Raw genomic sequence first — 11,753 nt, 5'->3', positions numbered from 1 at the left:
GAGCACCGAGACGTCGGGGCGTTCCAGGAGTTCGGCGACGTTCCCCGTCTCCTCGGTGCCCGCGACGCGCTCGAGCGGCGCGATACCGGCGGCAGAACTCAGCGCGCTGATTCCGCTCTCCTGACTGCTCGGATCGAACAGGACAACGTACCGGCCGGTGTACTCGGAGTCATGGCCCAGGACGGTGCCGTTGGGCCGGCCGGGCTGCTCGCCGAAGCGGTTGCTGTCCATGGGTTCGTTGACCATGTGTCGTTCGCCTCTTCTTCTGTTGTTCCTCCGGCGGGACGCGGAACGAAAGCGTGCGGCCCGCCGCTCACACGTCGCCGACGTGGAATTCGACCCGGACCGGTTCCGCGGTCACGGCACGTGCCGAGACCTGCCGGACCGTGTCGTCGGGCGCACGGCACACGACGGTGTAGACGCCCTCCACCGGCACCGCGAAGGAGAAGCGGCCGTCCTGACCGGTCAGGGCTGCGACATCCGGGAATGCGGCGGGCCCGTCGGCGAGGTGGACGGTGGCACCCGCGACAGGAGTGCCGACGCTGTCGAGCACGATGCCGGTGATGAGGCAACGCCCACCGCCGCACGGTTCCCCCGCACTCCGTCCGTATGACGGCCCGTGGCGCCTGCGCGCCCTCATGCCTTCCAGGCCACGAAATTGTCGTACACCTGCCGGGTGATGCGCGTCCCGGAGTTCGTGGTGGCGCCGCCGTACGCGTGGACGGCGAAGCCGTAGCGATTCCCGTTGAGTACGCGGTAAACGGCGCTGCCACTCTGTCCGCCGGCGGTGTCGATGTCGTAGTGGACCTTCAACGCGTTGACCGAGCTGATTCCGCGCGCGGCGTACCACTGGGTGCCGGCCGGTTTGTCACCGGGGTAACCGGAAATGTTCCCCACCGTGCTCAGCAGCTCCGCATCCGACCAGTTACCGAAGCCGAACCACCCGGTGTTCGAGCCCAGTTCGGTAGGAATGATGATCGCCCCGTAGTCGTAGTTCTGATCGCCGGACTCGAACCAGCCCTTGACGGACCAGAAGTTCGTGCTGGTGACGGAGCCGTACGGCAGGGTCGCGCCGTTGCGGCCGGGCATGACCCGGATGCTCCTCACCCAGCCGTCGCGTCCGGGGACACCACTGTGCTTGATGCACACCACGTGTCCCGCGGTGATCAGCGTGTGCGGCCCGATGAACCAGCCGGTGCCGATCCACTCGGAGTTGTCGGCGGCCGTGACGTGCAGGGAGCAGTGGACGCGCCACGGGTAGGCCGCCGTGTTCGTGATCTGCACACGGTCGTCGGGGAGGTGGACGGTCTCGACCGTCACGTCACCGGCACCGAAGGAGGCCGCGCCGATGTCCGGCAGGGAAGTGGACGGCGGGACCCCCTCATCCGCCTGCACGGCCATGGGAGTGGCACGGACGTAACCGCCCACATCCTCCAAACCGTCCGGGGTCGGAGCGCTCCCAGCGCTCGGTTCTCCTTCGGAGGGTTCTTGGAAAGCAGCCTGCTCGTCGGGGGGAGCCGCCGCTTCGCTGAACTGGTTGGACACTGGGGAATGGAGATCGCGTGTCATGGGAAATCCCTGAAGAGAATGTTCAGACAGGGAGAGACGAGCGGTGCGGGCTGTCAGCCGGTACCCATTTCGACGTCTTTCTCTCTGCTTTTCATGTAACACTCGAAGCGTCGTGATCACCACTCGGGCGCAATACCGGATACCTGTTTCCCCCGCAACCGCAACCGCAACCGCAACCGCGGTCAAGGGGAGTGGGGACCTCGAACTCCTGACGGCTGCCCGCCCCGACCACCTGCGTATCGTCGAGGGCCGAATTCCTCCTCGGGCTCGAGATCAGGCACAGGGTGACATGCCGGTCGGGAGCGCTACCGGCCGGCGGCTCGCGTTGTCCGGGCGCCGGGAGCGCCGTGGAAAACCCGATGCGGTGTCCCTCACGGCTTCCCTACACTCACCACGACACCGAGATCGAGTGAGGGGAGCCGGGCCGTGCGTATCCGCAGCGCCGCCGTCGTTCCCCCGTCCCGGTACGAGGTGATCCTGGTGTCTTCCGCCGTCCGGTGTCCGCTGCGCGGCCGGCACCGGATGCCCGCGACGAGCATCTGACGCACCGCCACGCCCGCTGTCCACGGTGGGCCGTTTCCTCGTCCCGTCCTCGTCCCGGGAATCGCGCCGCCCTGTTCACGCATGAGCGAAAGGCCACGGGCCGTGCGCACCCACACCAACCCCCTCACCACCGTCCGCAACCTGGGCATCCTCGCCCACGTCGACGCCGGCAAGACCACCGTCACCGAGCGGATCCTCTACGCCACCGGCACCACGTACAAGCGTGGTGAGGTCCACGACGGCACCACCGTCACCGACTTCGACCCGCAGGAGCGCGATCGCGGCATCACCATCTTCGCCGCGGCGGTCAGCTGTTCCTGGGACGGTCACCGGATCAACCTGATCGACACCCCGGGACACGTCGACTTCGCCGACGAGGTCGAGCGCTCCCTGCGCGTGCTGGACGGCGCGGTCGCCGTCTTCGACGCGGTCGCGGGCGTGGAACCGCAGAGCGAGTCCGTGTGGCGGCAGGCCGACCGGCACGGCGTGCCGAGGATCGCGTTCGTCAACAAGATGGACCGGGCGGGCGCCGACCTCGACACGGCCGTCGCCTCGATCCGCGAACGGCTGCACCCGGTACCCCTGGTCGTGCAGCTGCCCATCGGCACGGAGGACGGCTTCACCGGCGTCGTCGACCTGCTGCGCATGCGCGCCCTGGTGTGGGCCGACGGTGCGGAGACGGCCGAGGAGGGACCGGTGCCCGACGCCCTGCGCGAGGAGGCGGCACGCAGACGGCGGCTGCTGGAGGAGGCGGTGGCGGAACACCACCCGGCCGCGCTGGAGGAGTTCTGCGACCGGGAGACACTCAGTGCCGCCACTCTCGCCACGGCGCTGCGCGACCTGACCCGAGGCGGCGACGGCGTGGTGGTGCTGTGCGGCTCGGCCTACCGCAACCGCGGTGTCGAACCGCTGCTGGACGCCGTCGTCACCTACCTGCCGTCGCCGCTGGACGTGCCCCCGGTACGAGGCACCGACGACGGCGCGGAACAGGAACGGCCCGCCGACCCGGCGGCACCGATGGCGGCACTCGCCTTCAAGGTGAACGCCACCCCGACGGGACGGCTCACCTACCTGCGGGTGTACTCGGGCACGATCGAGAAGGGAGACACCGTGTGGGACGCGGGCACGCGCCGCACCGAACGGATCGGCCGCATCCTGCGGGTACGGGCCGACCGTCACGACCCGCTGGAGCGGGCGGTCGCCGGGGACATAGTCGCCGTGGTCGGTCTGAAGGCCGCCCGCGCCGGCTCGACTTTGTGCGCGCCGGGCGCACCACTCGTCCTGGAGCCTCCGGGCGTGGCCGAGCCGGTCGTGCACGTCGCGGTGGAGGCCCGTCGCTCGACCGACACCGACCGGCTGGCCTCGGCGCTGGCCCGCCTGACCGAGGAGGACCCCTCGCTGGCCGTGCGGACCGACCCGGAGACCGGGCAGACCGTGCTGTCGGGCATGGGCGAACTGCACCTGGAGGTCGCGGTGGAACGCGTCCGGCGCGAGCACGCCCTCGAGGCCGCCGTCGGCCGCCCGGGCGTGGCCTACCGGGAGACGGTCGGTGAAGGCGTGTCCGGTTTCGTCTACCGGCACGTCAAGCAGGACGGGGGCGCCGGGCAGTTCGCACACATCGTTCTCGACGTGGAGCCGTGGGAGGAGGGGAACGCGGGCCAGGGCGGTTTCGTGTTCCGCTCGGCCGTCGTCGGCGGGCGCGTGCCGCAGGAGTTCGTCCGGGCCGTCGAAGCAGGCTGCCGGGACGCCTTGGTGCAGGGCCCGCTCGGCGGTCACCCGGTGACCGGCCTGAGGGTCACGCTCACCGACGGCCAGACCCATGTGAAGGACTCCTCGGACACGGCCTTCCGCACCGCCGGCAGGCTCGGTCTCCGCGACGCCCTGCGCGCCTCGGCGATGGTCCTGCTGGAGCCGGTCGTCGAGGTCACGGTCACCGTGCCCGAGGACGCGGTCGGCGGCGTGCTCGGCGACCTGGCCTCCCGCCGCGGCCGGGTCACCGGCTCCGCCACGCAGGGCGGCGCGGCGGTCGTCACGGCCACCGTGCCGCTGGCCGAGCTGTTCGGCTACGCGACCCGGCTGCGCAGCCGCACCCAGGGCCGCGGCACCTTCACCGCCCGGCCCACCGGCTACGCACCGGCACCGGCATCGGCCACGACGGCGACACCGGTGCGGTAGCGGGCCGGGCTGCCCCCGCCCGGGCGGGGGCAGCCCGTTGGTGAATTCAGGGCTCCGGCGTGACGTCGGTCTTCAAGATCCAGTCGTGTTTCTTGAAGACCGACGGTGTCGCTTGGGGTGGGGTTCGATGTCGATGTCGAGATGCCGACGCGGGGCGGACGGCTCTCAACACGCTCGCAACCCTCTTCCGCCTGCCCGTTCGGCGGGGCGCGGCGCATGCGGTCCGGGCCGCCAGACGCCAACAGGACGGCCGGGGCGGTACGTTCGGAAAGAGGCGGTGCGGCTTATTCCGCCGAGCTCGGCGGAATAATCGCATACATGTCAAAAGGGATGCGCAATGTGCTGATCGTCGTCCTTCTGGTCTGGAGCGGGTTCGCCTACCCGTGGTTCGACAGGGGCTGCGACATCGCGGAGGCGTACACGGCGGTCTTTGAATACGGGGTGCCGGAGGGGCTTGAGCCCCTTCCGGCCTGCTACGGCTGAGAGCCCGATCCGGGCCGGCGAACCCGGAACTCCGAGCCAGGCGGTCGGCCCGGAACTCCGAGCCGGGCGGTCGGCCCGGAACGCGAAGCGGCCCCGTCCCGGCCCCGTCGGACGCCGCCGTACTCAAGGTCGCCACCCGTGCGCGAACGCCTTGAAGCTGTCGTCGATCGGCTCCAGCCAGTCGAACGCCGAACTCCTGCGCCGAGCCGACCGGCTCGTCGCCGTATGGAACGGCGAACCACCCGGCGGCCGGGGCGGCGGCACGGCCGACATGGTCTTGGCGGCACGGGCGGCGGCCGTCCCGGTGGACGTCGTATGGCCGCAGGGAGCGGAGCGCGTCGAAGGTGGTCGACCCGGTGAGGCGGACGGCCGGAGAGCGGTCTCCTGGCGTGGTGGTCATGGCCGACATCCACGAACTCCAACTCACTCTGGACCTGCCCGCTCCCCTCCCGCCCCACGACGTGGACCTCTGCGCCGGCACCTGGGGGAGGCAGACGGCCGGCAGGAAGAAGTCGGCCGGCGGAACGACGGATACGAGTACCCCCTCTGGGACGCCCGTGGGCCGGCGCGGCGGATCGGGGGCGTGCTGGTCGGAGAGCTGTGCTCGGACGACAGGGGGGTGGGCCCTGACCGTGCGGCAGGAGGCGCATCCCGGCGAGTTCGACGACCTCCGCAGGACGGTGCGGTGGCTCGGCGAGCGCACGACGAGCCGGGGCGCGATCGGACACCTCCGCTTCTACGAGTCCCATGTGCCCGACGTGCTGATCGCGCAGGAGGGGTCGGTGAGCTGCGCCGTCCCGCGGGTGGACGAGCTCGTCGAGTCGGTGGCCGAGGTGATCCCCGTTCCCCAGCACGGGAAGCGGGGGTGATGTGGACCTTGACGTCGCGCCGGAACCGGTCGCTACTTGTGCAGTGGACGTTGGGCGGCTGTCCATGTCTGTGTCAGCGGTGAACGGAGAGGATGGCGCGTGTTCGTCCCCGGTCTTCGATCCAGGCGGTGCAGATGAAGAAGAGACTGTGCGGTGCGGGTGCCGTCCTCGGTGTCCTGGTCACGGTGGGCGCACTGCCGGCCCAGGCGTCGTCGCCGGCGCCACAGCCGAAGCCGCGCACCCTGCCGCTGGGTCCCTCGGACCTGACCGAGACCCGTACCACCACGTCCCTCCAGCCCGGCGTCACCCTTACCCGCATCGTGCGCGGTGCTGCCGACCCGTCGCTGCACTGGACGGTCGAGGTCTCCATCCCCGGCGGTGACACCTCGCCCGACCCCGACGCGCCGCCGACCGCCCTGAAGGACAGGGCGAGCGCCGGCGAACTGACCGCCGAGCTGAAGCGGGACGGCTTCCAGGCCCGGGTGGAGCAGGTGACGACACCGAAGACGGCCGACCACGCGGGCGGCACCCTCGGCTGGCGAGTCCGCGTCGGCACGTACGGCTCACAGTCCGCCGCCACGTCCGAACGCGCCCGTCTGAGGGCGGCCGGTTACCCGGGATCCGCCGTGTACACCGGCTGGGACGGCGACGCGACGGACCGCGGCCCGTGGCGCGTCGACGTGCTCACCATCGATCCGCGCACGTTCCGCGGCAGCCTCGACGCGTCGTACGGCCCGGACCTGGAGAACCGCGAGACGACCAGTGAGCTGTCGGCGTCGGCCGGCGCGACCGCCGCGGTCAACGCCGGCTTCTTCGTCCTCGACCCCGAGGCGGGCGCTCCAGGCGATCCGGCAGGTGTGGGCGTGTACGACGGACGCCTGCTGAGCGAACCGGTGGCCGGCCGCCCGGGCCTGGTGATCCACGACAACGGCCGGCGCACGGAGGTCACCCGTCTCACCTGGCGAGGCCACGTCGCCGGCCGCCAGTCCACTCTCCGCCTGACCGGCGTCAACCGCGTCCCGGGCCTGATCCGGAACTGCGGCGGTACCGAGGGCGACGCCCCCACCTCACGGCCCCTGCACGACGTCACGTGCACCAACCCCGACGAACTGGTCACCTTCACACCGGACTACGGCCGGCACACGCCCCGGGGCGAGGGACTGGAGGCCGTACTGGACGCCCACGACCGGGTCGTAGAGCTGCGCTCACCACGAGGCGGAGCGCTCCCGCCGGGTGGCAGCTCCATCCAGGCCACCGGCCGACGCGTCGCCGACCTGACCACCCTCGCGCACGTCGGCCACCGCCTCCGCGTCAGCACGACGCTGATCGACGAACGCGGCCACCGGGTCTCGCCCTCACCCCGGACCGACATCCTGAACGCCGGCCCCGAACTCGTCCGCGACGGACGGATCCACGTCACGCCCGCCACCGACGGCATGGTCCACCCCGGCGACCCGAGCTGGTACTACGGCTGGGTCCACAAGCGCAACCCGCGCACCCTGGCCGGAGTGGACGCCGCCGGCCGCACCGTCCTCGTCACCGCCGACGGACGCGGCACGGACGCCCTCGGACTCAGCATCGGGGAGAGCGCCGAGGTGGCCAGGTCACTCGGGCTGCGCGACGCGGTCAACCTCGACGGCGGCGGCTCGACGACGATGGTGTCCAACGGCGACGTGATCAACGACCCGTCGGACGCCGCAGGCGAACGCCCCGTCGGCGACGCGCTGTTGATCCTGCCGCGAAGGCACGGACACTGACCTGACCTGTCCCGCAGTCCCGCTGAGCAGCTGGGACCCGCACCGCAGCGACGAACCGCAACCCACCGCAGGGAGCCGCCGTGTTCGCGAACGTGCCCACCGCCCCGACCGCCCTTCGAGCACTCCGGACAACTCGACTCCTACGAGTACGTCGACCCCTTCGAGCCCGAGTACTGCTCGTCCTGGCCGTACTGCTGGCCACCCTCGCCCCCACCACACCCGCGCCGGCCGCGAGAGCCGGAACCGGGGTGCCCCGCGCCGAGGTCGTGGAGGTCACCCAGGTCGCGAACCGGCAGGTCGACCTGTCGGTGCGTTCGGCGGCCCTGGGCGGCCGGACGGTCAAGGTCCGCCTCCTCACCCCGGACGGCTGGAACCCGAAGGACCGGCGTCGGCAGCACTGGCCCACCCTCTGGCTGCTGCACGGCTGCTGCGGCGACTACACCTCGTGGACCGCGATGACCGACGTCGCGGAGACCGACAGCCTGCGCGACGTCCTGGTCGTGATGCCCGAGGCCGGCTGGAACGGCTGGTACAGCGACTGGTGGAACCACGGCAAGGGCGGCGACCCGGCGTGGGAGACCTTCCACACGGTGGAGCTGCGCCGCCTCCTGGAACGCGACTGGGGCGCCGGCCGCAACCGTGTGGTCGCGGGCCTGTCCATGGGCGGTCAGGGCGCCCTGCTGTACGCCGCCAGGCACCCCGGCATGTTCAAGGCGACGGCGGCCTACTCCGGCTCCGCGCACCCGCTCCTGAACGACGAGTCGGTCAACCGCATCATGGGCTTCTTCGCCGGCCAGAACAACGACCCGCTCCGCGTCTGGGGCGACCCGGTCGCCCAGCGCCGGATCTGGCGGGCCCACGACCCCTTCCACCTCGCCAAGCGACTCAGGCCGATCCCGGTCTACCTGTCCTGCGGCGACGGCACCACGGGGCCGCTGGACCCACCCGGCAGCACGAGCGCGCTCGAGGCCGACTTCTGCCGGCAGAACCACGCGCTCGCGGCGGAGCTGAAGCGAGTGGGGGCGCGGCACCTGACCACCCACTTCTACGGCCCGGGAACCCATGGCTGGGCGTACTGGGAGCGGGAGCTGCACGCCTCGCTGCCGATGCTGCTGGGGGCGCTGAAGGGCGACGGCACCGCCTGAACCGACGCCGGTCGCACATGCGCCACCGGCTGGGTCACCTGCCGAAGTCACCCTTCGCCTCGTTCATCCCGTTGGCCGGGGACCCACCCGTGCCGCACGGTCCAAGGCGTCGTGGTCCGTCACCACGCCGTCGCCGGGTTCGAGGCCGCTGGAAAAGGGCGGGCGACGACCGATGACTTTCTCCGTGACCCGCAGTCGGAGGTCATGGTTGGTGCGCCGCGGCCACGGGTGTGGACGTAGCGTGCACCGACCGAACCAGCTGAGAACCGGACACCGGACACCGGACACCGGACACCAGAGAACGAGGAACCTCACATGCGTACCCTGATCAGCACGGCCTTCATCTCGCTCGACGGTGTCGTGGAGGCCCCGGGCGGCGAACCCGGTTACCGGAACTCGGGATGGACCTTCAAGGACGTCGAGTTCCTCCCGGAGGCGTTCGGCATCAAGGGCGAGGAGCAGAAGACCGCCACCGCCATGCTCATGGGTCGGACCAGCTACGAGGCGTTCAGCCCCGTGTGGCCCGACATGGAGGACTTCGCCGACTACAGGATGATGCCGAAGTACGTCGTCTCCACCACCCTCACCGCGGACGACCTGGTGTCGAACTGGGGCGAGACGACGATCCTGCGCTCACTCGACGAGGTCGCCGCACTGAAGGAGACCGAGGGCGGCCCGATCATCGTCCACGGCAGCGCCTCCCTGAACCAGGCACTCTCGGACGCCGGTCTGATCGACCGCTACCACCTGATCGTCTTTCCGCTGCTGCTCGGTGCGGGCAAGCGTCTCTTCAGTGCCACGGACAAGGACACGCAGAAGCTGAAGCTCGTCGAGCACGAGGCCTACGCCAACGGACTGCAGAAGAACATCTTCGACGTGGTCCGCTGACAAGGCCCCCTGCCCCATTCCTCGCTGAGTCCTTGCCGGGAGGTGAGCAACAGAGCCCCTGCTATGGTGCGCCGATGTCATCGATCAGGCAGTTCCAAGTCACCTTCGACTGCGCGGAACCCGAGCGCGTCGGTCGCTTCTGGTGCGAGGTGCTGGGGTACGTCGTATCGCCGCCGAAGGGATTCGCCACGTGGGACGAATTCGACCGTTCGAGGCCGCCTGAGGATCAGGGCTCCTGGTTCGCATGCAGTGATCCCTCAGGTGCGGGCCCGCGGCTGTTCTTTCAGCGCGTTCCCGAAGGGAAGGTCGCCAAGAACCGGGTGCATCTCGACGTGCGGGTGGGCACCGGGCTCGTGGGTGAGGAGCGCCTGGCCGCGCTCGAGGCCGAATGCGCACGACTGGTCCCGCTCGGCGCGGTACGCGTGCGACTACTGGCTGACGACCAGGATTCGTGCATCGTGATGCAGGACGTCGAGGGCAACGAGTTCTGTCTCGACTGAGCACACAGCACACAGCCGTGGCCGGCTCGGGCCGAGCACAGGGCCGGCAATGGTTTACCGGTACATCGGCCTTGGTCGTCGTTAGCGCGGTCAACGAGGTGGTCATTGAAGCGCCGGTAGGGGCTGTGTACGGTTGAGCACTATGGCAGACACTCCCGCGACCCCGGCCGGCCCCATGGTCACCGGCTCCGAGATCGCCCGGCTGGCGGGCGTCACACGTGCCGCCGTCTCCAACTGGAGACGGCGGTATGACGACTTTCCCGCGCCCGCCGGTGGCAGTGTGAACAGCCCCCTCTTCGCTCTGTCCGACGTGCAGACGTGGTTGAACAAGCAGCGGAAGGGCCAGGACCTCTCGCACGAGGTGCAGCTCTGGCAGGCGCTGCGGGCTGTGTACGGCGATGACATGGTCCGGGGGATCGCAGCGGTCGCGCAGATCCTCGCCGCCGCCGACGACGTGCCGGACGATCACGCGTTGCCGGAAGAGATCGTCCGCCTGACGCGTGTCCTCGCCGAGAGCGGGCCGGCCGGGGAAGTGGTGGAGGCTCTCGCGGAGCGGTTCACGGATTCCGTGCGCCGGGCCGGATCGGACCAGGTCACCTCGCCTCGCATCGTCCGTGCCCTGCGGTACTTCGCGGACCCGGTGGCGTCCGGAGCCACGGTCTTCGATCCGGCATGCGGCATCGGCACCCTGCTGCTCGCCGTCGGCCCGGACCGCGGGCCGAGGCGGTGCGGTCAGGAGACGGACCCCCACAGCGCCCGGCTCGCCCAGCTGCGCGCCGACCTGACGGGGCACGCCGGGGTGGAGGTCGTCGCCGGAGACTCCCTGCGGGAGGACAAGTGGCCGAGCCTCAAGGCGGACCTCGTGGTCTGCGACCCCCCGGTGGGAGACCCGGACTGGGGACGGGAGGAGCTGCTCCTCGACTCCCGCTGGGAACTGGGCACGCCCTCGCGCGCCGAGGGGGAGCTCGCCTGGCTCCAGCACGCCTACGCGCACACCGTCCCCGGCGGCCGGGTCATCATGGTCATGGCGGCTTCGGTCGCCTACCGCAAGGCGGGCCGGCGCATCCGTGCCGAGCTGGTACGGCGCGGCATCCTCACCCAGGTCACCGCCCTGCCGGCCGGCAGCGCCGCCTCGCACGCCCTCCCCGTGCATCTCTGGCACCTGCGCCGCCCGTCTTCCGCGGGCGACGCCGCGACGACCGTCCGCATGATCGACCTGACGGCGAACGACCCGGACGGAGACCTGGAGCCCGCACCCCAGCAGATCGCGGACGTCCCCCTCATCGACCTCCTCGACGACACGGTCGACCTCACGCCCGGTCGCCACGTAGAGGAGTCGCACCGCGACTACGCGACCGAGTACCGGGCCATGCGCGAGGAGCTGGCCGAACAGGTCGGCAAACTGGCCGAGCTGCTGCCGGAACTGGACGCGGGCGAGGGACCCGGCGCCCTGGACGGTTCGTCGGTGAGCGTGGCCGACCTCGCACGCGCCGGGCTGGTCGAGTACGGGGACACGGAACCCGTCTCGACCAGCGACCAGCTCGACACGGACTTCCTGCAGGGCTTCCTGCGCAGCGCGTCCAACACCCGGCGCTCCACGAGCGCCAGCGGTACCTTCCGGCTCGACGGCAAGGGAGCCCGCATCCCGCAGATGGACATCGCCGAGCAGCGCCGCTACGGCACCGCCTACCGCAGGCTGCAGGAGTTCGAGGAACGGGCTCGGCGGATCGCCGAGCTGACCAGGCAGGCGGCCGAGCTGGCCCGCGACGGCATCGGCAACGGGGCACTACGACCGAGGAAATGACACGCCGTCAGCACGTCAGC

10 protein-coding genes are annotated in these 11,753 nt (G+C 70.7%); 8 read left to right on the top strand and 2 right to left on the bottom strand.

The features are described from left to right. Positions 1 to 313: 313 nt before the first annotated feature. Together ACP4J0_RS05260 and ACP4J0_RS05255 are read right to left on the bottom strand one after the other, a co-directional pair. The gene (locus tag ACP4J0_RS05260; RefSeq protein ID WP_426597408.1) at positions 314 to 553 is read right to left on the bottom strand and encodes a carboxypeptidase-like regulatory domain-containing protein; all 240 of its coding nucleotides are present in this window, start codon (positions 551 to 553) and stop codon (positions 314 to 316) included. Between the two features lie 83 nt (positions 554 to 636). Then, positions 637 to 1,428, bottom strand: coding sequence for a trypsin-like serine peptidase (locus tag ACP4J0_RS05255; protein ID WP_426597528.1), 792 nt, complete (start codon positions 1,426 to 1,428; stop codon positions 637 to 639). A gap of 765 nt (positions 1,429 to 2,193) precedes the next feature. Here ACP4J0_RS05255 and fusA point away from each other — a divergent pair. The 8 genes from fusA to ACP4J0_RS05215 all read left to right on the top strand — a co-directional run bounded on the left by fusA (position 2,194) and on the right by ACP4J0_RS05215 (position 11,733). Continuing rightward, entirely contained in the window at positions 2,194 to 4,287 is a 2,094-nt protein-coding gene (fusA, locus tag ACP4J0_RS05250) for an elongation factor G (RefSeq protein WP_426597407.1), read from the top strand. 318 nt (positions 4,288 to 4,605) lie between these two features. Then, complete coding sequence (locus ACP4J0_RS05245) at positions 4,606 to 4,770, top strand: hypothetical protein (protein ID WP_426597406.1); 165 nt, start codon at positions 4,606 to 4,608, stop codon at positions 4,768 to 4,770. Between the two features lie 398 nt (positions 4,771 to 5,168). Next, entirely contained in the window at positions 5,169 to 5,639 is a 471-nt protein-coding gene (locus ACP4J0_RS05240; RefSeq protein WP_426597534.1) for a hypothetical protein, read from the top strand. 134 nt (positions 5,640 to 5,773) lie between these two features. After that, positions 5,774 to 7,396, top strand: a complete 1,623-nt coding sequence (locus ACP4J0_RS05235; RefSeq protein ID WP_426597405.1) for a phosphodiester glycosidase family protein — start codon at positions 5,774 to 5,776, stop codon at positions 7,394 to 7,396. 80 nt (positions 7,397 to 7,476) lie between these two features. Beyond that, a complete protein-coding gene (locus tag ACP4J0_RS05230; protein WP_426597404.1) occupies positions 7,477 to 8,541 on the top strand; it encodes an alpha/beta hydrolase in 1,065 nt (354 codons plus the stop codon). 315 nt (positions 8,542 to 8,856) lie between these two features. After that, positions 8,857 to 9,429 (top strand): dihydrofolate reductase family protein, encoded by a 573-nt coding sequence (locus ACP4J0_RS05225; protein WP_426597403.1) that lies wholly within the window; start codon positions 8,857 to 8,859, stop codon positions 9,427 to 9,429. A 74-nt stretch (positions 9,430 to 9,503) separates the two neighbouring features. Then, entirely contained in the window at positions 9,504 to 9,929 is a 426-nt protein-coding gene (locus ACP4J0_RS05220) for a VOC family protein (RefSeq protein WP_426597402.1), read from the top strand. A 142-nt stretch (positions 9,930 to 10,071) separates the two neighbouring features. Continuing rightward, a complete protein-coding gene (locus ACP4J0_RS05215; protein WP_426597401.1) occupies positions 10,072 to 11,733 on the top strand; it encodes an N-6 DNA methylase in 1,662 nt (553 codons plus the stop codon). The last annotated feature ends 20 nt before the right edge of the window (positions 11,734 to 11,753 follow it).

Origin of the sequence: Streptomyces sp. WG7 (genome assembly GCF_049975785.1) — a bacterium.
Lineage (GTDB): Bacteria > Actinomycetota > Actinomycetes > Streptomycetales > Streptomycetaceae > Streptomyces.
Note: the sequence above shows the minus strand (reverse complement) of the source record. Positions and strands in the feature narration are given on the sequence as shown.